The sequence below is a fragment of the Gaetbulibacter sp. M240 genome (assembly GCF_043876815.1).
Lineage (GTDB): Bacteria > Bacteroidota > Bacteroidia > Flavobacteriales > Flavobacteriaceae > Gaetbulibacter_A.
This window is the reverse complement of record NZ_JBAWKA010000002.1, coordinates 617,979-640,932: the sequence shown is the minus strand read 5'-3', so window position 1 is coordinate 640,932 and position 22,954 is coordinate 617,979. Positions and strand designations below refer to the sequence as shown.

The 22,954-nt window shown below is 35.9% G+C and carries 17 protein-coding genes and 3 tRNA genes; 6 read left to right on the top strand and 14 right to left on the bottom strand.

Annotated elements, in window-relative coordinates; genetic code table 11:
• Positions 1–2 precede the first annotated feature (2 nt).
• The 4 genes from V8G61_RS08455 to V8G61_RS08440 form a co-directional block, all read right to left on the bottom strand.
• Positions 3–599, bottom strand: coding sequence for a hypothetical protein (locus V8G61_RS08455; protein ID WP_394875111.1), 597 nt, complete (start codon positions 597–599; stop codon positions 3–5).
• A gap of 100 nt (positions 600–699) precedes the next feature.
• The gene (gene nosZ / locus V8G61_RS08450) at positions 700–2,661 is read right to left on the bottom strand and encodes a Sec-dependent nitrous-oxide reductase (protein WP_394875110.1); all 1,962 of its coding nucleotides are present in this window, start codon (positions 2,659–2,661) and stop codon (positions 700–702) included.
• Between the two features lie 25 nt (positions 2,662–2,686).
• A complete protein-coding gene (locus tag V8G61_RS08445; RefSeq protein ID WP_394875109.1) occupies positions 2,687–3,256 on the bottom strand; it encodes a fasciclin domain-containing protein in 570 nt (189 codons plus the stop codon).
• Positions 3,257–3,262: 6 nt separating this feature from the next.
• Positions 3,263–3,772, bottom strand: a complete 510-nt coding sequence (locus V8G61_RS08440) for a c-type cytochrome (protein WP_394875107.1) — start codon at positions 3,770–3,772, stop codon at positions 3,263–3,265.
• A 138-nt stretch (positions 3,773–3,910) separates the two neighbouring features.
• On the opposite strand from V8G61_RS08440, the gene V8G61_RS08435 reads away from it, so the two are divergent.
• On the top strand, positions 3,911–4,315 hold the full coding sequence (locus tag V8G61_RS08435; RefSeq protein WP_394875106.1) for an RrF2 family transcriptional regulator: 405 nt from the start codon (positions 3,911–3,913) through the stop codon (positions 4,313–4,315).
• A 34-nt stretch (positions 4,316–4,349) separates the two neighbouring features.
• Here the strand turns inward: V8G61_RS08435 and V8G61_RS08430 are convergent, their stop codons facing one another.
• From V8G61_RS08430 to V8G61_RS08410, 5 genes are all read right to left on the bottom strand, one after another.
• A complete protein-coding gene (locus tag V8G61_RS08430; protein WP_394875105.1) occupies positions 4,350–6,764 on the bottom strand; it encodes a hypothetical protein in 2,415 nt (804 codons plus the stop codon).
• A 519-nt stretch (positions 6,765–7,283) separates the two neighbouring features.
• Positions 7,284–7,357 (bottom strand) — tRNA-Arg (locus V8G61_RS08425).
• Between the two features lie 168 nt (positions 7,358–7,525).
• A tRNA-Pro gene (locus V8G61_RS08420) sits at positions 7,526–7,600 on the bottom strand.
• A 23-nt stretch (positions 7,601–7,623) separates the two neighbouring features.
• Positions 7,624–7,707: transfer RNA gene (locus V8G61_RS08415), tRNA-Ser, on the bottom strand.
• An 86-nt stretch (positions 7,708–7,793) separates the two neighbouring features.
• A complete protein-coding gene (locus V8G61_RS08410) occupies positions 7,794–9,842 on the bottom strand; it encodes an HD family phosphohydrolase (protein WP_394875104.1) in 2,049 nt (682 codons plus the stop codon).
• A 123-nt stretch (positions 9,843–9,965) separates the two neighbouring features.
• On the opposite strand from V8G61_RS08410, the gene V8G61_RS08405 reads away from it, so the two are divergent.
• On the top strand, positions 9,966–11,144 hold the full coding sequence (locus V8G61_RS08405) for an acetyl-CoA C-acyltransferase (RefSeq protein ID WP_394875103.1): 1,179 nt from the start codon (positions 9,966–9,968) through the stop codon (positions 11,142–11,144).
• Between the two features lie 6 nt (positions 11,145–11,150).
• Entirely contained in the window at positions 11,151–11,900 is a 750-nt protein-coding gene (locus V8G61_RS08400; protein WP_394875102.1) for an NlpC/P60 family protein, read from the top strand.
• 56 nt (positions 11,901–11,956) lie between these two features.
• Here the strand turns inward: V8G61_RS08400 and V8G61_RS08395 are convergent, their stop codons facing one another.
• Both V8G61_RS08395 and gyrA read right to left on the bottom strand, forming a co-directional pair.
• Positions 11,957–13,204 carry a tetratricopeptide repeat protein gene (locus tag V8G61_RS08395; RefSeq protein ID WP_394875101.1) on the bottom strand — a complete coding sequence of 416 codons (1,248 nt, stop codon included), beginning with the start codon at positions 13,202–13,204 and terminating at the stop codon, positions 11,957–11,959.
• A 16-nt stretch (positions 13,205–13,220) separates the two neighbouring features.
• A complete protein-coding gene (gene gyrA / locus V8G61_RS08390) occupies positions 13,221–15,758 on the bottom strand; it encodes a DNA gyrase subunit A (RefSeq protein WP_394875099.1) in 2,538 nt (845 codons plus the stop codon).
• 259 nt (positions 15,759–16,017) lie between these two features.
• Between gyrA and V8G61_RS08385 the strand changes: the two genes are divergently transcribed.
• A complete protein-coding gene (locus V8G61_RS08385) occupies positions 16,018–18,573 on the top strand; it encodes an ATP-dependent Clp protease ATP-binding subunit (protein WP_394875098.1) in 2,556 nt (851 codons plus the stop codon).
• Positions 18,574–18,629: 56 nt separating this feature from the next.
• On the opposite strand, the gene V8G61_RS08380 is transcribed toward V8G61_RS08385, so the two are convergent.
• Both V8G61_RS08380 and V8G61_RS08375 read right to left on the bottom strand, forming a co-directional pair.
• Positions 18,630–19,952, bottom strand: coding sequence for an MFS transporter (locus tag V8G61_RS08380; RefSeq protein ID WP_394875097.1), 1,323 nt, complete (start codon positions 19,950–19,952; stop codon positions 18,630–18,632).
• Between the two features lie 58 nt (positions 19,953–20,010).
• Positions 20,011–20,826 (bottom strand): M48 family metallopeptidase, encoded by an 816-nt coding sequence (locus tag V8G61_RS08375; RefSeq protein WP_394875096.1) that lies wholly within the window; start codon positions 20,824–20,826, stop codon positions 20,011–20,013.
• A gap of 147 nt (positions 20,827–20,973) precedes the next feature.
• On the opposite strand from V8G61_RS08375, the gene msrB (V8G61_RS08370) reads away from it, so the two are divergent.
• Both msrB (V8G61_RS08370) and msrB (V8G61_RS08365) read left to right on the top strand, forming a co-directional pair.
• Complete coding sequence (gene msrB / locus V8G61_RS08370) at positions 20,974–21,474, top strand: peptide-methionine (R)-S-oxide reductase MsrB (protein WP_394875094.1); 501 nt, start codon at positions 20,974–20,976, stop codon at positions 21,472–21,474.
• Positions 21,464–21,859, top strand: coding sequence for a peptide-methionine (R)-S-oxide reductase MsrB (gene msrB / locus V8G61_RS08365; RefSeq protein WP_394875093.1), 396 nt, complete (start codon positions 21,464–21,466; stop codon positions 21,857–21,859). The genes msrB (V8G61_RS08370) and msrB (V8G61_RS08365) overlap by 11 nt, the downstream gene beginning before the upstream one ends.
• A gap of 78 nt (positions 21,860–21,937) precedes the next feature.
• Here msrB (V8G61_RS08365) and V8G61_RS08360 read toward each other — a convergent pair whose 3' ends face one another.
• The gene (locus V8G61_RS08360) at positions 21,938–22,861 is read right to left on the bottom strand and encodes a nuclear transport factor 2 family protein (protein WP_394875092.1); all 924 of its coding nucleotides are present in this window, start codon (positions 22,859–22,861) and stop codon (positions 21,938–21,940) included.
• Between the last annotated feature and the right edge of the window lie 93 nt (positions 22,862–22,954).

Below are 22,954 nucleotides of genomic sequence, written 5' to 3'. Positions count from 1 at the left end.
TATTAAGTTTTTAAGCTTTTACTTTGCTTTAACCCAACCCGATAGGCAATAAAAGAAAACGCAATACCCAGACCTAATAAAAAAGCACCTAATCTAGGATAAGAATGGGCGGTAAAATTTAATATATCCTTACTCCCGAATAAAGGTGGTTGAAATCCCATTTGCGTGCCATCCGGATTTGTAAATTTCATTATAGCTTTAGGGTCTAAATTATGCCCGTAATCATATTCCCAAAGATAAAAGTCATACATGCCTGCCGAGCATAAAACCACCATTAAAACGAACCAAAACAAGAACCATTTATAATTCCCTTTGAAGGCGATTAAAAGCCCTATTATTGAGGTTATTATTATTCCTATTGGGAAAATTTTAAATTCTGGAATGCTCTCCGGAATGTATTTCATACCTACATAATGATTCATTAAATTAATGTTTTTAATATCATGAGGATTGACATCTGCAAAATCATTAATATATATACTCATACCCAAAGAAGTTGGGTATTGAGGGGCTTCCAAGGTAATTTTCCAAAGTGGAAAAAGAAATAAACCTAAAGGCAGAAGTGCCGCTATTAACATGATTATATTAGACTTTTTCATAGTATTACATTTTATATTTAAATCATTTCTTTTTTAGAAAAAAGACGAGGATAAATATACCCTCGCCCTTATTTCTAAAATAAATGCAAAAGCATTATTTTTATTCAATATCTTCTCCCAGCGACCACTTTAATGGCACATTTGAATTAGCTGAAGAAACTCTAACATAGCCTTGCATTTCCTGGTGTAAAGCCGAACAGAAATCTGTACAATAAAATGGCCACACCCCTACTTGTTTTGGCTCCCAAAGGAAGGTTTCAGTTTGTCCGGGCATAATAAGCAACTCTGATGTATTGGCTCCGATCATACTTACGCCATGAGGTACATCATAATCTTGCTCTAGGTTTGTTACATGAAAATAAACTTTATCACCTACTTTCACCCCTTCAATATTATCTGGTGAAAAATGACTTCGAATGGTAGTCATATAAATATGTACCACATTGCCATCTCTTTCAACTTTTGTATCAGCTTCACTTTTTGCAGCATAAGGATGTTCGTTGTCTTCCAAATTAAAAATCTTTTTTGATCTAGGTTTAATGAGGTCTGCAGGACAACCCGCTGCATAATGAGGTTCTCCAACGGTAGGGAAATCAAGTAATAATTCCATTTTGTCTCCAGAAATATCGTAAAGTTGAGCTGATTGTGTTACTTCAGGACCCGTTGGTAAATACCGATCTTTAGTAATTTTATTCATGCCAACAACATATTTTCCAAATGGTTTTTGAGAGTTACCTCCGGGGATCATTAAATGACCAATAGAATAGTAACTTGGTTGACGATCCACCACTTCCCATGTCCCTAATTTCCATTTTACTATTTCGGATGAAATAAAGAATGACGTATATGCATTACCTTTATTATCAAATTCTGTATGTAACGGCCCTAGACCTGGTTGTTTAACACTACCGGCTAAAACATCTTCAAAATTTAAAATAGGGATTCCGTAAGCTTCTCCTGCAAATTTTTTGTTTTCTATAGCATCTAACATTTTTGTAAATGAATGTACCGTAACATCGGCAGAAAGCTTACCACTACCAACAATATACTCACCCGTTGGATCAACATCGCAACCATGTGGAGATTTTGGAGTTGGTAAAAAATAAAGTGCTCCAGGAACATCAGAAGGATCAACAACAAGTACTTCTTTTTTCATTGTAGAAGTAGCAGAATGTGTTTTTTCATCATACACATTATGTGCATAATTAGTGGCCATTTTTTTTCCACCTCCATTGTTTACGAATTCTTCAATTTTTTTCCAATTTACAGCAGCAATAAAATCTTTATCGTTTTGAGAGGCATTAACCTCCAAAAGTGTACTAGCCTCTTCAGTATTGTAGGTTGTAAAAAAGAACCAACCATGCGATTTACCTCTTCCCGGGTGTGCTTTATCATAATCAAAACCAGGCATTAAAACTTGAAATTTCAAGTCCATACCACCATCTTCCTGATCAACCTTTATAAAAGATAATGTTCCTTTAAAATTACCCTTATATTCGTTTATGGGCATATCACGTTGTGGAATGGGAACAGAAAACCGCGTACCGGCTACGACATATTCTGTATTATCGGTAACATATGAAGAACTATGGTTTCCGGCACTATTGGGGATTTCTAAAATTTCGGTAGTTTCAAAAGTCGAAAGATCAATTTTTGCAATTCTAGGCGTGTTGTTTCCATTAATAAACACCCATCGTCCGTCTATAACCCCGTTAGTTTGAGAAATATCCGGATGGTGCGCATCATCCCATGGTATAAAGCCAAATGAAGTATTTAACATTGGTTTAGTTTCTTCATTATAACCATAGGCTTTTTCTGCATCCTGAGAGAACACCGGAATAACTTTAAACAATCTCCCTGAAGGCAACCCATAAACAGATAACTGTCCGCTAAATCCCCCCGAGACAAAGGCATAAAACTCATCATGCTCTCCGGGAGCAACATAAACTTTTTCTGCAACGCTGCTAGCTAGAGCTCCGGATTTACCAGACTTATTGTTGCAAGCTGTAAATGCAATTATAATAATGATTATTCCAATTGCCGATTTTAAAAAATTCTTCATATTCTATTTTATTATTGTTAATTATTTATTCATTAGGAGGTAACAAAACCTTGTCTATAACATGTACAATACCATTACCCGCTTTAACCGAAGCTATAATGTTTGCCCCACCTATAACTGGTTTGCCATCAACAACCTCTACCTTTACATATTGATTATTAGCCTGGCCTAATTTTGGGAGTTTGGTTAAAATCGAAGTGCTTAAATTACCTGGTGTAACATGGTATTTTAAAATGTTAGCCAAGACTTCTTTGTTTTCTGGTTTTACCAGATTTTCCACCGTTCCTTCTGGTAAAGCAGAAAAAGCAGCATCTGTAGGGGCAAAAACAGTAAGAGGACCAACATTAACCAAAGCATTTTCTACTTGTGCCGCTTGAACAGCTGCTACTAGTGTTTTATGGTCTGGAGAGCCCATAGCTATCTGAAGGCAGTTAGGTGTAGACGCATCATCAACAATAAATGCCTGTCCTGTTTTATTCGTATTATTTTCTTCTGTAGTTACAGATTCCGAGCTTGAGTCTTTGCTATTATTTTTACAAGAAAACGCAAAAAATAAGCAAGCAAAAACTAATAATAAAGGTTTTATATTTTTCATATGTTATTATTTTAAAGTTCTGAAATATTCCAAAATAGCTCTCGCCTCCTCTTCAGTAAGGTTTTGATTTGCCATTGGAGACCCATTAAATTCAATTAACAATGCTTTTGCTAAAGGATCATTTTGCACCATTCCTTCAGGGTTTAAGATCATATTCATAACCCATTCTGGAGATCTTCGTTCTAAAACACCATGAGGCGCAGGGCCTATAAATTTTTTATTTTCCCTGTGACATGCGGTACACATTTTTTTAAAAATATCTTCACCTTGAGTTACTAATTCCTGATTGATTTCGCTATCCAGCTTTATTTCCTTTATTGGTCCTACCCCTTTATTGTTAAGATCGATGGTTTTTGAAGCAGGGATATTTTCTTCTTCCATACTAACATTTTTGTCTGCGGTTGTTTCTGTTTTTTCGTAAGTAAAAGACTCTTTCTCTTTCTCTTTTTCTTTTCCTCCGCAACTAACCAGGAATAAGATGATTAAGGCACAAAATAATTTGGATGTTGTTTTCATAATATGGTTTTAATTGAAACGAATAGTAGTAATTGGAATACAAACTTATGGTAGTAAAACAGGAAAAAATATGACTTTTATCATATTAAAGACATAGAAGTCTTTTTTATTTTGCAATAGATTATTTAAGTCCTGAAAATGCTTTCAAATTCATCAAAATACGCTATTAAGGCTGTTCTACACCTAGCACTCCACTCAAATGAAGGAAGGAAATTAAAGGCTAAGGATATTGCCTCTCATACTAATGTGCCTCTATCATATCTATCTAAGCTATTACAAAAACTAGCCAAAGCGAATAAAATATCATCTGAGCGAGGACCTCATGGCGGATTTTATTTAAAAGAAGAGGATAAAAATCAAAATTTAAATGACATCATCGAAGTTTTAAACACACAAAGATCAATTAGTACTTGTGCATTAGGGTTTAAAGAATGTGACCAAGAGAATAAGTGTTCATTACACGATATATTTAGTGATTCAAAAAAGACTTTAATGACTAATTTAAAGTCTAAGTCGATAAATGAATTGATAAACAAAATTTAGCTGTAACGGTATTTAAAAGGCTGGTTTAAAATTGTTAATTGTCATCATTCAGCTTTAAAACTATTGTCTCCGACACAAAATTTCCTTCACCTGTAACTCCTTCAACAAAAAGTTTCATATCATTTTTTGCCGGATTATAGACTGTGAAGTTTAAAATTCCATTTTCATCCAAGGAGCATCTTGGAAACCAGTCAATTACCCCATATTCATTAAAAAATGAATCATTATATACTTTATACTTTGGAGCATAAAATTTTTTATCTTCTGAGAAAGTTAAAGGAAAATCAAACTGCCTAAAAGAATTATCATCTCTTTTCTTCCTATAATCAAATGAAGTGTATATTTTAATTACCCCATTGGCTCCTAAAAACCCTTCTCCATTTCCGTTCTCATTCACCGTTACGTAATCGACATTACTCATATCAAAAGCATAAAAATAATCTAAACCCGAAATAAGCAAATCATCCAAATAAATAAGGGGACTTTGATTAGCACCTATTAATGTTGTAGTCACTCTTTTATTTATGCTTAAGGTACCTCCCCCTTCAAAGGCAACAAAGCCGGGCACATAATAATTGATATAACTCGCCAATGTAAGATTCATTGCTCTTTTTTTATCATCAAAAATATCAACCCTACTAAATGAATTTTCTAAATCTTTGATTTTAGTTATTCTTGATTTACCTTCAACTACAACTTCTTCAAGCACCTGTGTTAAATTAAGATCAACTTGGGTAAACATTGAATCAGACAAATTCTGAGTTAAATTTGAAGTTCTTGGTTGTAATATATAATTGTTAAAATTATAATTGGAAATATTAGATGGAAAAAATTGTAAATATAATTTTGGACTGTCCTTTGTTTTCCCACTTTTATTTAAAGTACCTATACTCAGTCTTTCGTCACCAGTAGGATATAGGTTGGAAACAACAAATCTATTTTGATCATCAGTTAAATTTAAAACTACTACATTGCTATACTTCAGTGGATATATTACAAAATCTTTCTGCCTACTATCTTGTTGATGGGCTCTTAATACAATTCCATCTTCATAAGCATAATCGTCGGTGATGTTATACTCAAAGATATTATCCCATTTATAACTGCTCCATCCTTGAGTTATTAATAAGATATCAAGGTCATATTTAATTTTAAAATCAACATTTGTAAAATAATATTGGGCATTCTCAATATAGCCCTTAAGGTAGGGTTGTAAGTAGGTATGAGAAATAATATTATGATGTCTTTGATGTGCTTTCGTTTTTTCTGGAAGCACTGAGATACTTATGTTAGAGTATATATTTGACTCATTTCCGAAATTCTTGAGAGGTATTTTTATGTGAGTGGAATCTCTACGCACATCATAAATTAGATTATCCGTTGTTAAAAGATTCACACCGTTATAATTAAAAAACAGCCGTTCTAAGATGGGTCTGTTTTGTTCATCAAATAGCGTAATAATATTGGTGCCTGGAAATAGTAATTTATAATCAAGAATTCTTACGATTTCCTTTCTATCAAATCTAAAAGTGAATCCATTTACTCCTTTTCCGTTATGAATTGTCATTTTAAAAAGCTTTCCTTTAATGTCATTTAATGTACCCTCATTAGTTCTAAAGACTATAGCGAGACTATTTCTAGTGTTATTAACATTAATAGAGATTCCTTTAAGTTTTACATCGTCTAATTGATATTTGGAAATCCTATTTAAGTGATTAATTTTAACGATATATCTTTCATTGATATCAGGGATTAATAAAAATCTACTAATACCCATTTCATTGGTTCTAAATGTTGCTTTTAATTCATTATTTGTGTTGTAAACCTTGCCTTCAATATTTGAAACTCCTAAACCTTGTGCGTTTTTTATTATAACACCTACAACCGTTTGTACAGATGTTATTAAATAACCACCTTCAGGTAAAAACTGAGCATCTAAACTCTCTTCAATTACAGGTTTTTTAACAACATTTTCTGATTCTGGTTCAATAACATGAAACAATTCGATAAAGGCATTAGGTTCATCAAAATTCCTCATCCAATTGGTATATGCTTTAAATGTATAATTGCCAGATGTAAAACTACTATCTATACTAAATACATTATTAGCAAATCCATCTGTTAACCTTACCAATTTACTTTTAACAATTTTGTTATTACTATCAGTTACAACGCAATAAAGGTTTTTTGAGTTTTTAGAAGGGACTTTTAGATCTTTATCCAAAACATACGCACTAAACCCAAGCATTTCTCCCTTTAAGTATGTGCTTTTATTTAATTGACAATAGGCAAGCTCTCTATAAGGATTACTATACTTACTGAAAGAAGAAATTATAGGTTCTAAAGATTCTGTTTGCCCAATTAATGATTCTATGGATGTGAAGTAAATACCAATACTTAAAAAAATAATTATCGAGTAATTAAATCGAAGTACTACTTTTTTATTCATTTTTATCTTGGTAATTTATTAAAATAGTTTTTCACATTCAATTTTATTCATTTGATTCGGATTCCAAATATTGATTTTAAGTGCTACTAATATTCCAATAACTACCAGTAAAATCTCTTCAACGGCTAATCAAACATACTTACCTATTTTATTCTTTACCTTAGGGTTATAGCGCATTTTACGAAAGAATTGAATCATTGGTTAGTTAGTTTTTTTAAAGATAATAAACTATTATAAAAATTAGTTAAATTGAATAAATTATATTCTGACCGAAGATCTCATGGCGGCATTTACTCTAAAGAAGAAGATTAAAAGTCTAAGTTTGAAATTAATACTTCTTAATAATTCACTAATAGAAATCTAAAAAGGCTCCAACACTTTAAGATTAGATATCAGTAATTTAAACGTTGCTGGGTAACTGATGAAAAAAACAGAAATAATAAAAAATATTAATACATTCAGAGCCCTCGTGAACAGCACAAAAACAAAAAAGCCTCACTAAAATTGTGTGGCTTTTTGTGATCGCGACAGGATTCGAACCTGTGACCGTCTGCTTAGAAGGCAGATGCTCTATCCAGCTGAGCTACGCGACCTAACCGAGTAAAATAAATTCACTCTTTTAATTTGTCGGGGTGGCAGGATTAATAAAATTGATCCTGAATAGGTTTGTTGCAAATTAAAGTAAAACTTTAATTTAAAATTAAACCTTTCCACTCCTTTAGGAAAGCGCGCTTTCCACAGGAGTTCCACGCTTTAATTTGTCGGGGTGGCAGGATTCGAACCTGCGACCTCCTGCTCCCAAAGCAGGCGCGATAACCGGGCTACGCTACACCCCGAGTGGGTTATCTTAAAATATTAGCGGAGAGACCGGGACTCGAACCCGGGCGACACTTGCGCGTCGACAGATTAGCAATCTGCTCCATTACCACTCTGGCACCTCTCCTAAATTCTAACAAGAACTTATGCAATAAAATTGCGGTTGCAAATGTAATTTAATCAAAAGAACAACGCAACTTTTTATTTACTTTTTTATTCGGGATATTCAATACGTAAATGATATATATTGGCAAGCTTTAATTTTAATACTTTTTTAATCGATTGGATCTCCTTAAAGGTAATATTCGCATTTAAAAATTGCCCCTCCTCGATTTGCTTATCAATTATATTTTCAACAAAATCATCAATCTTGATCGTAGTTGGTTCCTTTATACTTTTTGATGCAGCCTCAATACTATCACTCATCATGAGGATTGCGGTTTCTTTACTAAAAGGTTTTGGCCCGGGATACTTAAAATCGGCCGTGTCTGTTTCATCAAAATCTTTCTTGTGTTGCACATAAAAATAGTATACCAAACTGGTGCCGTGATGGGTTCGGATAAAATCAATAACCCGATCTGGTAAATTATTCTTTCGGGCAATTTCAATCCCATCAATCACATGATTGATAATGATACTCGCACTTTCCTTGGCAGATAATTCGTCATGAGGGTTGATAGCTGTTGATTGATTTTCAATAAAATAAGTTGGATTTTTCATTTTACCAATATCGTGATATAAGGCTCCTACACGCACCAACATCGCATTAGCCCCTATTTCATTGGCCGAAGCTTCAGCCAAATTCGCCACATTTAAGGAGTGGTGAAAAGTTCCCGGTGCTACATTGGATAACTCTTTTAGTAATTTTGAATTGGTATCTGATAATTCTAATAGCGATACATCACTCACTAAACCAAATAATTTTTCGTAAGCGTATATTAATGGTTGTACGAATAAAGTAGCTAAACCATTTAAAATAAATAATCCAAAAACAGTTAACTCCAAAGTCTCAATAGTACCTTCATGGATCACGAAAAAGGCAAAATAAGCCACTATATAGATCAGGGTTATTTGCCCCACGGAAATAAATAAATTTGCTCGTTTATACAACTCGGATACCGTTAAAATAGTAACAATACCGGCGATGATCTGAAGAAACATATACTCATAGCTATTCGGTACAATAAACCCTAATAGTAATACTGTGATTACGTGTGCGAACAAACCTAAACGCGCATCGAAAAACGCTTTAAAGATCAACGGCATTATACAAATGGGGACCACATATATGTATTTTGAATTATAGTTGATCACCAAAGTGGTTAAAAATACCATCAAAAAGATGTTGAAGAATATAAAGGTCACCTTGGTATTATGGTCAAAAACCGATGGCCTGTATTTCCGCAAGAACAAGAGTAGCATCAATAAGGCTAATGACACCAATAAGGTATAAGCAAACAAAACCCAATAAAAGCTCGATTGATTCCAAACCTGCGACTGGTACTCGGATTCCAAAGATTTTAATATCTGAAATTTATCGCCTTGAACCACCTCACCCTTGGCAACAATTAAAGTACCACGTTCTATGCTACCACGAGTAAAAATAATTTTATCTAAACTTTCCTGAAGTGCCTTCTCCGTAAATGCTTTGTCATAACTCAAGTTCGGCTGAATAAGATCGAAAAATAGTGACGTAAATCCGTTTTTAAAATCTTGTAGATTTTCTTTGGTTAAATATGAATTTATAATCCCTGTTAATTGATCCTGCCTGGTTAAATCGGCATATAAACCATCCTTTTTTTTGACGCGACCGGCAACGATGGCAATGGTTCTATCGTTTGAAAAATTATAGTTTTCATCAAGAACACCATAATCGTAGGCATCATCAATAATGGCTTGTCCAATATTATATAATTGGTTTAATCGCCGTTTCGTAATTGAATCAGAAAAGGTTTTTTCAAAGTCTTTGTTAAATAATTCCTCAACCGAGGACTTAATGGTTTCATCGATATCAAAGTATAGCGTAGCATTTTCGGTGATTGATTTTTTTTCAGCAGAAATTTCGTCCTCAGACTTTTTTATAGCAAAATCAAACGGGGCATAGAGATTTTCAGATTGCCACGGTTTACCCTTTTCAAAATTGTATTTGAACTTACCACTTTTCGGAAAGAGATACACAATAACGAATGTGGTAGAAACAAACAAAAGTGCTTTGTAAATCAGGGAGTGATTTCTGTATAATTTGTTTATAAAGTCTTTCATTATAAATTAAAAGGTTTTCAAATGTAATAAAAATAATAGCTGCCACATTTTTCTAAGGTGTGAATCATTCAGTTTGTGCTAAAAAATGATTAATTTCGCGAGTACTAAACTAAAGATGACGTTATGAGTAAAGAAGTAGTAATTGTGTCGTATGCCAGAACTCCAATAGGAAGTTTTATGGGTGCATTATCGACCATTCCTGCTCCAAAACTAGGGGCGGTGGCGATAAAAGGTGCACTTGATAAAATTAATTTAAAACCTGAACTGGTTGAAGAAGTTTTGATGGGTCACGTCGTTCAGGCGGGAGCCGGGCAAGCACCTGCCAGACAAGCTGCTATTTATGCAGGAATTCCAGATACCGTACCCTGTACAACAGTGAATAAAGTTTGCTCCTCAGGCATGAAAGCCGTCATGCAGGCAGCACAATCGATCGCTTTGGGCGACACCGATATTGTAGTGGCCGGCGGTATGGAAAACATGAGTTTAATACCACATTATTTACAGGCTAGAACCGGAACAAAATTTGGACCAACGACTTTAGTCGATGGTATGCAAAAAGATGGTTTAGTAGACGCCTATGATCAAAATGCCATGGGAGTTTGTGCCGATGCCTGTGCTACAGAATATAAATTTTCTCGTGAAGATCAAGATGCTTTTGCTATCCAATCTTATAAACGCTCAGCTGCTGCCTGGGAAAGCGGGAAATTTAAGGATGAAGTAGTTCCTGTCAATGTACCTCAGCGTCGTGGAGATGATATTGTGGTTAGCGAGGATGAAGAGTTTAAAAATATCCGCATGGAAAAAATATCCAGCCTTCGCCCTGCATTTAGCAAGGATGGTACCGTTACGGCTGCTAATGCTTCTACCATAAATGATGGTGCTGGTGCCATGGTTTTGATGAGTAAAGAAAAAGCAGGAGCTTTAGGCTTAAAGCCTTTAGCGACCATTAAAAGTTACGCGGATGCGGCCCAAGAACCAAAATGGTTTACCACAGCCCCCGCCATAGCCCTTCCAAAGGCACTTGATAAAGCAGGAATATCAATAGATGAAGTTGATTTTTTTGAATTTAACGAAGCCTTTTCGGTTGTTGGTTTGGCTAATATGAAAATACTTGGTTTGAACGACAAAAATGTTAACGTAAATGGTGGTGCGGTATCCTTGGGTCATCCCCTTGGTTGTTCGGGAGTTCGTATTTTAATTACCTTATTAAGTATTTTACAACAAAACAATGCGAAAATCGGAGCTGCTGCAATCTGTAATGGTGGCGGCGGAGCTTCGGCAATGGTCATTGAACGTAACTAAACTTGAATGCTGTACGGAATTTGTAACTTAAGTATTGTTCCTCTTAGAATTGAACCTAATGATACCAGCGAATTGGTCTCTCAATTATTATACGGTGAAATTTTTAAGATTTTGGAACAACGCAAATCCTGGAGCAGAGTCCGTCTATGTTATGATGGGTATGAGTGTTGGGTGGACAATAAACAATATGTAGAAATTTCGGAGGATGACTATAAGTCACTCGAGAAAAATACACCAAAACTCTCAAGTGATCTCATTGAATTCATTCAAGACCCTAATCAACAGCTATATGCTATTCCTTTAGGGGCTACCTTGAATGGCTTAAAGCTATTAAACCACCAATTTGACGGCCATACTACTCAAGGCAAAAAAGCCAAAAATAATATTATCGAAACAGCCTTCCTATATTTAAACACCCCTTATTTATGGGGTGGCAAAACGCCTTTTGGTATCGATTGTTCAGGACTCACCCAAATGGTCTATAAGCTCAACGGTTATAAGTTATTACGGGATGCCTCGCAACAAGCCACACAGGGTGAAGCTTTAAGTTTTATTGAAGAAAGTGAACCCGGAGACCTAGCCTTTTTTGATAACAATGAAGGTATAATTACCCATGTTGGGATTATTATGAAAGATAATTACATTATTCACGCCCATGGTAAAGTTCGGATTGATCGATTGGACCATTCCGGTATTTATAATGTCGATAAAAAAATGCATACCCATAAGCTAAGAGTGATTAAAAAAATTATATAAAAAAAAACCTCCAGAGTACTCTGAAGGTTTTTTTATTTAATGTATTTATGTCGGTCTTACTTAGATTCTAATTCCGCAACTTTAGCTTTCAATTCTTTAAATTTGGCCGTTTCACCCAGAATACTGTAAATATTCATTAGGGTTTGAGCCGCATCCAGATTTTCAGAATCTATTTCCAGAGCTTTTGTTAGATAAGGCACAGCGTTTCTATATAACCCCTGACGCTTTTCTTTTAACTCGTCATAACGTCTATTGTCGGCTGCAGAGTTTCCAAGGCTATTCATTTCCTCGATAAGGCTCTTTTCATCAGCCAAGGCTAAAACTGAAAGGTTAATGTATGCATTAATATATTCCGGGTCCAACTCAATGGCCTTTTCGTAATAAGTTTTTGCTTGGTCCTGTTCATTACTTTGTGAAGCTACAACACCGAGGTTATAATATAATTCCGGATTAGTCGGATCCATTTGGGTCGCTTTTTCTAAAAGCTCCTTGAACTTTTCTTTATCACCTGTTTTTAAGTAAATATTCGCCTCATTAAGAACCAAATTTACATCATTTGGATCTTCTTTACGAGCATCTTGAATCGCGGTTATAGCCTTTTCATTATCACCATTGTTGATATACATCAAAGCAATGTTTTTAATAATCTCAGGTCGTTTAGATTCCGCTAAACGTACTTCCGGCTTGATATACTCTTTGGTCTTTTTATACAATTCAAAGGTATTCTTATCATATACTTGCTCCTCACCTGTTTCTTTATTCGTTAAATAGTATTCTTTCTGAACACCTGTGTAACCAAGGTCTCTAAGTTCTTCGTATAAATTTAACGCTCTATCATAATCCTGCGTGTTCAAGGCAGTTGCGGCAGCATAATATAGGAAAGTTGTATCAATTGTGGATAGTCTAAAAGATTGCTCAAAATATTTTGAAGCTTTAGGGTAATCATTTTTGGTGTAGAAATCATTCCCTTTCTGGATTAATTCGTTAGCCATTTTTATTTTAAAATCGCCAGCTTCTTTCTTGTATTCTGTTTTTACTTTATCTAAATTTTCTTGAGCTTCCTGAATATCCTTTAAAGAACCATTACCTCCAGCATATAATGTTTCTGCCTTTAAGTAATAATACTTGGATTTTAAATCTTCATCCATTTCCGACATCAAAGCCTCTGCTGCTTTTAATTCTGCTCTCGCCTCAGCATAATTAGATGATTTGAGTGCCTTTTCAGCATCCCTTAATTCCCTTTTTTGTGCGAAAATTAAAGTACCCGTAAACAAGGCTATGATAAAAAGTGATTGTTTTCTCATTTTTAAAATATTTAATTTATGTATCTGAATTATTTTCATCATTAGTATTATCAAGAGTTGTGCCATCCTCCGAAGACGCCTCAGATTCTATTCCTTCAGCCTCATCAACCTCATCATCATCATGCATAACTTTTGCAACAGCAGCAATAGAATCATTTCCTTTAAGGTTTATCAATTTAACACCTTGCGTGGCTCTTCCCATAACACGTAAATCCTGAACTGCCATACGAATAGCAATTCCCGATTTATTGATGATCATAAGATCATCATCATCGGTTACATTTTTTATAGCTACTAAATTACCAGTTTTTTCCGTAATAGAAATAGTTTTCACACCTTTTCCACCTCTATTGGTAATTCTGTAGTCTTCAAGACTTGAACGCTTACCATAACCATTCTCTGAGACTACAAGTATGTTGCTCTCCATATCATCTACGGCAATCATACCAATCACTTCATCTTTAGGGCCGGCAAGCGTAATACCACGTACACCGGAAGCATTTCTTCCCATAGGACGCGTTTTAGCTTCTTCAAAGCGAATGGCCTTACCAGATTTTAAAGCTAACACCACCTGACTTTCTCCTGTAGTAAGCTTAGCTTCTAATAGTTCGTCGTCGTCTTTAATCGTTATCGCATTGATACCATTTGTTCTTGGTCGAGAATATTGCTCTAATGAAGTTTTCTTAACCTGACCATTTTTCGTGGCCATTATGACATAATGACTGGTTATGTACTCTTCATCCTTCAGATCCTGAGTGCAAATGAAAGCTTTTACCGAATCATCTTGTTCTATATTGATCAAATTCTGAATCGCTCTTCCTTTAGAAGTTTTGCTTCCTTCCGGGATTTCGTATACCCGCATCCAGAAACATTTACCTTTTTGTGTGAAGAATAACATATACTGGTGATTCGTCCCTACGAATAAATATTCAAGAAAGTCTTCATTTCGCGTTGTTGAAGCCTTTTGTCCAACACCACCTCTATTCTGTGTTTTATATTCTGAAAGCGAAGTACGTTTAATGTAACCTGCATGAGAAATCGTAATAACCACTTTTTCGTCAGGAATCATGTCTTCAATACTCAAATCACCACCTGCATATTCAATTACCGAACGGCGTTCATCTCCGTATTTACTTTTGATTTCTTCCAATTCCTCCTTAATGATCTCCATACGTCTGGACTTCTTATCCAGAATGTCCTTAAGGTCTTCAATGGTCTTCATCAATTCTTCATATTCCGCACGTAACTTATCTTGCTCCAGACCAGTAAGTTGACGCAAACGCATTTCAACAATGGCTTTCGCTTGAATTTCAGTAAGTTTAAAGCGTTCTACTAATTTTTCACGTGCCTCCTCAGCATTCGCGGAAGCTCTAATCAGCGCAATCACTTCGTCGATATTATCCGAAGCAATAATGAGACCTTCCAAAATGTGAGCACGCTCTTCAGCTTTTCGTAATTCGTATCTCGTACGTCTTACAACAACTTCATGACGGTGTTCTACAAAATAATGAATCAGTTCCTTAAGATTCAATAACTGTGGACGACCGTTAACTAATGCAATATTATTTACACTGAATGAAGATTGAAGTGCGGTATACTTATATAGTTTATTAAGAACTATATTAGGTATCGCATCACGCTTTAAAACGTAAACAATTCGCATTCCATTTCTATCGGATTCATCGCGGATCGTTGAAATGCCCTCTAATTTCTTATCATTAACAAGATCGGCTGTCTTCTTAATCATATCCGCCTTATTCACCTGATAAGGAATCTCTGTAACGATAATAGATTCTCTGCCAGCTACCTCTTCAATATTCGCTTTCCCACGAATCACAATTCGTCCACGACCTGTTTCAAAGGCTTCCTTAACCCCATCATAACCATAGATTGTTCCACCAGTAGGAAAGTCAGGAGCCTTTACATGCTTTATCAGTTCTTCAATTTCTATAGAAGAATCGTTAATATAAGCAATCGTACCATCGATAACTTCGGACAGGTTATGCGGAGGCATATTCGTTGCCATACCAACGGCAATACCCGAAGCGCCGTTCACTAAAAGTCCCGGTACACGAGTTGGTAGAACAGTAGGTTCTTGTAATGTATCATCAAAATTTAATCGGTGATCTACAGTCTCCTTGTCAATATCGGCAAGCATATCCTCAGATATTTTGCGCATACGGGCTTCTGTATAACGCATCGCTGCCGGGCTATCGCCATCAACAGAACCGAAATTTCCCTGACCATCAACTAACATATATCGTAAGCTCCACTCCTGAGCCATACGAACCATAGTGTCGTATACCGAAGTATCACCATGAGGATGGTATTTACCCAAAACCTCACCCACTATTCTTGCGGATTTTTTGTAGGAGGAGTTTGATCTAACTCCTAATTCGTGCATCCCAAAAAGAACTCTCCTGTGTACAGGTTTTAAACCATCTCTTACGTCTGGTAGTGCACGTGACACAATGACTGACATTGAATAATCAATGTAAGCCGATTTCATCTCATCTTCAATGTTGATAGGTATCAATTTTTCACCTTCTGCCATATAAAATTAGTTTAGTTTTTATCCATTATTCATAACGTGCTAATATAAGAATTTCGGTAGTGACTGTAGGGCATACAGGCTCGTTTTTTCATGTTTTTTATTAACAATTTTAGGGGTGTTTTCAGTTAATAAGTAATACATGAAATATTTTGATTTTATAAACTTTTTTTCGTCAATTAGCAACATACATTTAATTTAAGGTATAGTTTTTGTCCTTTGTAAAATGTTTTAGTACTTTTAAAAGCAGAAAGGATAGATTATGGATGATAATTTTTCACCAAGAGTAAAGGACGTTATTGCTTACAGCAAGGAGGAGGCACTGCGCTTAGGACACGATTTTATCGGTACTGAGCACCTGATGCTTGGGCTGTTACGTGATGGCGATGGGAAGGCGATTAATATACTGAACGCCTTGGAGGTTGACCTAAACCATCTGAGACGCAAAGTAGAAATTTTAAGTCCTGCCAATCCCAATATTACGATTGCCTCTAATCAAAAAAAGAATTTACACTTAACAAGGCAGGCTGAACGTGCCTTAAAAACAACATTTCTTGAAGCGAAATTATTCCAAAGCACTTCAATAAATACAGCTCATTTATTGTTATGTATATTAAGAAATGAAAATGACCCAACTACAAAACTTTTAAATAAGTTGAAAGTAGACTACGATAATGTTAAAGAACAATTTAAATCAATGATAACAAACGACAGTGATTACATAGAGCCTAAAGCAGAATCGTTCCAGGATGATGATGCTTCTCAGGCAGATGACGATAATTCTAAGGAAAATATCTTTAATGCTCCGTCCGGAAAAAGTAACAAAAAAAGTAAAACTCCGGTATTAGACAATTTTGGTCGTGATTTAACCGCCCTTGCGGAAGATGGCAAATTAGACCCGGTTGTAGGAAGAGAAAAAGAAATTCAACGTGTTTCTCAGGTGTTGAGCCGTCGTAAAAAGAATAATCCGCTTTTAATTGGTGAACCCGGTGTAGGTAAATCAGCAATTGCAGAAGGTTTGGCACTTCGCATCGTGAAGCGTAAAGTATCCCGTATTTTATTTAATAAGCGCGTGGTAACTCTGGATTTGGCAAGTTTAGTAGCTGGTACGAAATATCGTGGCCAGTTTGAGGAGCGCATGAAAGCCGTGATGAATGAGCTTGAAAAAAATGATGATGTGATCCTCTTTATTGACGAGATCCACACCATTGTTGGAGCTGGTGGTGCTACCGGTAGTCTAGATGCGTCAAACATGTTCAAACCCGCTTTAGCTCGTGGTGAGATTCAATGTATTGGTGCCACTACCCTCGATGAATATCGTCAATATATTGAAAAAGATGGTGCTCTGGAGCGAAGATTTCAGAAAGTACTTGTGGAACCTACCACGATTGAAGAAACCATTGAAATTTTAAATAATATTAAAAGTAAATACGAAGAGCATCACAATGTTGATTTTACCCCTGAAGCTATTCAAGCCTGCGTCAAGTTAACCGCAAGATACATGACTGATCGCTTTTTACCGGATAAGGCCATTGATGCTTTAGACGAAGCCGGTTCACGTGTACATATTACCAATATTGATGTTCCAAAACAAATTATCGATTTAGAGAAAAAACTGGAAGCCGTTAAGGAAACCAAAAATTCTGTAGTTCGAAAACAAAAATACGAAGAGGCAGCGAAACTTAGAGATGATGAAAAACGTCTTGAAAAAGAGTTAGCTATAGCCCAGCAAAAATGGGAAGAAGAAACAAAACAGCATCGTGAGATTGTAACGGAGGATAATGTTGCTGATGTCGTTTCTATGATGACCGGTATACCTGTGAATCGTATCGCTCAAACAGAGATCAATAAATTGGCTGAGTTACCTAACCTTATAAAAGGTAAAGTAATTGGTCAGGATGAAGCTGTATCTAAAGTGGTTAAAGCGATTCAGCGTAATCGTGCGGGCTTAAAAGATCCTAATAAACCTATTGGTTCGTTCATTTTTCTTGGACAAACCGGTGTTGGTAAAACCCAGTTAGCGAAGGTCCTTTCCAGAGAATTATTCGATAGTGATGATGCGTTAGTACGTATCGACATGAGTGAGTATATGGAAAAATTTGCGATCTCACGTTTAATTGGTGCGCCTCCAGGGTATGTTGGTTATGAGGAAGGTGGACAATTAACTGAAAAAGTGAGACGCAAGCCTTACGCCGTGATTCTTCTTGATGAAATTGAAAAAGCGCATCCTGATGTGTTCAATATGCTTCTTCAAGTGCTCGACGACGGTTACTTAACTGACAGTTTAGGTAGAAAAATTGATTTTAGAAATACGATCATTATAATGACCTCAAATATTGGAGCCAGAAAACTTAAGGATTTTGGTACCGGTATTGGTTTCGGAACTGCTTCTCAAAAAGCACAGGAAGATGCTAATGCGAGAAGTGTGATCGAAAATGCCTTAAAAAAATCATTTGCTCCGGAGTTCTTGAACCGTATTGATGATGTGGTGGTATTTAATAGTTTAGAGAAGGAAGATATCAACAAAATTATTGATATCGAATTGCGTAAACTGCTAGACCGAATCAAAGGTTTAGGGTATAACCTGACGCTTACCGACAAGGCGAAAGACTTTATTGCGGAAAAAGGTTTTGATAAACAGTATGGCGCCAGACCGCTTAAACGAGCTATTCAAAAGTATGTTGAGGATGCTTTGGCTGAAGAAATTGTATCATCAAACCTCACCGAGGGCGATGATATTATCATCGATTTTGATTCGAAAAAAGAAGAATTGAGTATTGATATCAAAAAAGCTGAAAAGCCAACAGAATCCGAATAATAAATTCTTGAAATAATGACGTTAAAATCCTGTTGCCTATGCGATGGGATTTTTTGTTATTTAGGTTTAGATACTCTGGTTAAAAGATAAATACCGGTTAGGAAAAAAATGAGTAAAAACAGCACTGCATTACGCATGCTTCCTGTAATTTGAGCTACAAATCCATACAAAAAAGTACCGATGATAATCCCGATTTTTTCAGATACATCGTAAAAACTAAAAAACGAGGCAGTATCTTTTGTTTCCGGCAAAAACTTTGAATAGGTAGAACGAGATAAGGCCTGAATACCTCCCATTACAACACCTACACACCCTGCAGCAATATAGAAATCCGTTGGTGTAATTACAAAGTAAGCATAAACACAGATTATAGCCCAAAGCATATTGATTACAATAAGCGTTTTAATATTCCCGAATTTTTTAGAAGCTGCAGCCGTAAGGGTTGCCCCGATAATAGCCACAACTTGAATCACTAATATACTCACAATCAAACCCACGGTTCGCTCCGAATCCGAACCCCAAAGAATTTCTTCTTCACCAAAATAGGTAGCAATAAGCATCACGGTTTGCACAGCCATACTGTAAACAAAAAATGCACCTAAATAGCGTTTTAGTTTGGTATTTTCCCCTAATTGATGCCAAACCAATTTCAATTCCTTGAAACCGTTTAGGATCACATGTGATTTATGGGTGTTCCTCTCCCTTTTATTCCCTTTAGGTAAATAATAAAACGTATACTGACTAAAGGCGATCCACCAGACACCTACCGAAACAAAAGAGTATTTCATGGCCTTTACCTCTGCCAATCCACTGGCATCAGTGATAATTCCGAAAAGATCGGGCTTCATTACCATGGCTAGATTAATGAGAAGTAAAATAACACTGCCGGCATAACCCAAAGAAAACCCTTTAGCACTTATTTTATCTTGTTGTTCTGGAAAAGCGATATCAGGCAAATATGAATTGTTTATGGCAAAACTTACCCAAAAGCCTGCTAAACTAAAAAAGTAACACAATAGACTAAAGTAAATATGTTCTAATGAAAACCAGTATAAACCAATACAAGAAAGACCTCCCAGATAACAGAAAAACTTCATGAATCCACGCTTGTTTCCGATATAATCTGAAATCCCAGAAATAAGAGGCGTAATTATCGCAATAAAAACAAAAGCGATAGAAGTGGTATAACTTATCAGTGGTGCTCTGGCAATTTCACCTCCAAAAACCTTAACGGTTTCAATATTCGCAACTCTAAAAAGACTCCCGTAAAAAATAGGAAAAATAGCCGATGCAATAACCAAACTATAAACAGAATTCGCCCAGTCATAAAAGGCCCAGGCATTTAGGAGTTTCCTACTTCCTTTGGTGAGTTGATTCATAAAAAAGCGGCCTTTTATTGGCCGCTTCTAAAGTAATGAAATATTTTAGAATGAAAAATTACCTAAATTGAGTAACACCGTATTTCGAAGCCTCGGTTTTAGCTTCCTGAACCCATTTTGTCAAATTTTGAATTCGGGTATCGTTTGAAGGGTGTGTACTTAAAAACTCGGGTGGTGCCTGACCTCCACTTCGAGCCTTCATGCGTTGCCAAAGCTCAGGAGCTTCCTCCGGATTGTATCCTGCAATAGCCATTAAAATAATACCTATATGATCGGCCTCAGTTTCATGAGAACGACTAAAAGGCAACATACCGCCAACCTGTGAACCTACGCCATAAGCCTGATTGAATATTTGTCTAGATTGTTCATCATTTATTGCTACATTACCAACCACGGCACCTAATTGCTGTACCATCCCAGCGCTCATACGCTGCTGACCATGATTAGCTAGTGCGTGGGCAATCTCATGACCCAAAACTACTGCTAGTCCGGTTTCATTTTGGGTAATCGGAAGAATTCCTGTGTAAACCACAATTTTACCTCCTGGCATACACCAGGCATTTACTAAACTATCATTCACCAAATTATATTCCCATTTATAACCCTCGAGATAACCAATGTTTCCATTTGCAGTCAACCAACGCTCGGCAGCAACAGCTAAACGCTGTCCTACCCGGTTTACCATGTTTGCCGCTTCAGTTCCTGTAATAACCTTGTTTTCTTTTAAAAAGGCATCATATTGCGCAAAAGCTGTTGGAAATAATTGAGAATTTGGCACAAATGCCATGGTCTTTTTACCTGTAAACGGATTGGTGGCACAGGCTAAAATTAGAAATGATAAAATACTTAGAACAAGAATATGTTTATTTTTCATAATTATTTTTTTGTTTTCTAAATGTACGAAATTGTTGAATAGGTAAAAATCAATATAAAAACTTTTATTTATAAATTCTTTTGAAATATTTTTTGTCGGAATTTGTTATGTTCTATCAGTGAAGTCGACTGATTAAAGAAAAAGAATATGAATTTTATTAAAATTACCTTGATTAGCCTATGCGCTTTAGTTTTTAGCTGTAAAGGCTACACCCAAAAAGAACCTTCGGATAAAAATACCTCGAAAACCACAGTAATCAATAAAACTCCTTCAGAATGGAAGGCGCAACTTACGGATATGCAATATTATGTGATGCGTGAGGAAGGTACTGAGCGTGCCTTTTCTAGCCCATTAAATAAAAATTATGAGAAGGGAACTTACATTTGTGCGGCCTGTGACACACCACTTTTTAAAAGTGACCATAAATTTGATTCGGGTACTGGCTGGCCTAGTTTTGACAGACCGATCGAAGGGAATGTTGCTTATTCTACAGACCGCAAGTTAGGTTATACAAGAACCGAGGAGCACTGCGCTGTTTGCGGAGGACATTTGGGACATGTTTTTAACGATGGCCCAAGTGACACTACTGGAAAAAGACATTGTATAAATGGTGTGGCACTAAAATTTATACCAGAAGATGAAAAATAAACTTCAAAAGACCGAGGCCGAGTGGCGTGAAAGTTTGAGTGATGAGGAATACCGTGTTTTGCGCGAAAAAGGAACGGAACGGCCACATACAGGAAAATTCAATTTGCATTTTGAAGCTGGCTCATATATGTGCAAAGGCTGTGGGCAAAAACTATTTGAAAGCGACAGTAAGTTTGACGCCCATTGTGGTTGGCCCAGTTTTGATCAATCCATAAAAGGAACAGTAGATTACGTTTTAGACAAAAGTCATGGTATGATCCGTACAGAAATTGTTTGTTCCAATTGTGGTGGTCATTTAGGACATGTATTTAATGATGGTCCAACTGAAACCGGAACACGCTATTGTGTTAATTCTGTAAGTATCGATTTTGAGAAATCTCAGTAATAAAAAATACTAGAAATTATATCATAAAAAAAACCTTCAAATCCAATTTGAAGGTTTTTTGTTTATTAAATACTTTTTTTAGTCGGCCATAGCGGTTGTAGTAAAATAGCCCATTTCACTTGTAATTTCACCTTCATCATTGAATCTATGAACCAATAATACAGGAATACTTATCACTTTATCACTGGATTTTTTCTTAACTCTAAAATTCCACCAGGATTGAACCACCTTGGTCGCGTCTTTTTCGTATTCCAGATAGTCTGGATAGCCAACCACATCGATACTAACAATATCCCAGATTTTCAACATTTCTAAAAAATTCTTCTTTTCGTCGGCTACTGAATTTCTTTCGCCAGGAGGGGTTTCAATAGTTCTAAACCATGCATTTTCAGAGAAATAGCTAAAGCCTTTATCCGCATCTCCATGTTCCAAAGCGTTCACCATTTTCCTAACCGTGTCTATATTTGGATGCGAATTATATATGGTACCATTGGTTCTTGGAAATCTTGCCTCTCTTATTTCAGGCCCGATATTTTCGCTGTAGTCAATTACTCTTGCAATTTTGTTGTCCTTATTTATCACATATAACTGGTGAAAAGGTCCGCCGATTTTAACTCCAGTTATTTTATCTGCACCATGTAAAACATCCCAGGTCTGCACCCAAATACCATCTTCTTTATACTCCAGCGCATCGGGATAAGCTCCTCCCGCTCTGGAAATACTCAAATAATCGATGTTCTGACTCCACCAATAAGATTGTCTTAAAAAATTTTCTTTAGATCTTCCCTCATTGTCAGGGTTCATATTAAATCCGTCGAAAGCGCGAAAGTTATCTGCTAAATAACCGGCCACGGTCGCAGTGTCCCCTTTTACAAAGGCCTGCTGCATAGCTTCCACCACGTTTATAGCTGGGTGTTCACTGTAAATAGTTCCGTTTTTTTTCTTTTGAGAATACATGGCTACTGTAAATAGTAGCATGTATAAAATTGATACTTTTTTCATTTTGGATTAATTTTGGTTTGTTAATAGACTTGAATTTAATCAAAATAACTGAACATCAGTAAGTTATATTAAAATATTACATAAAAATTTTAA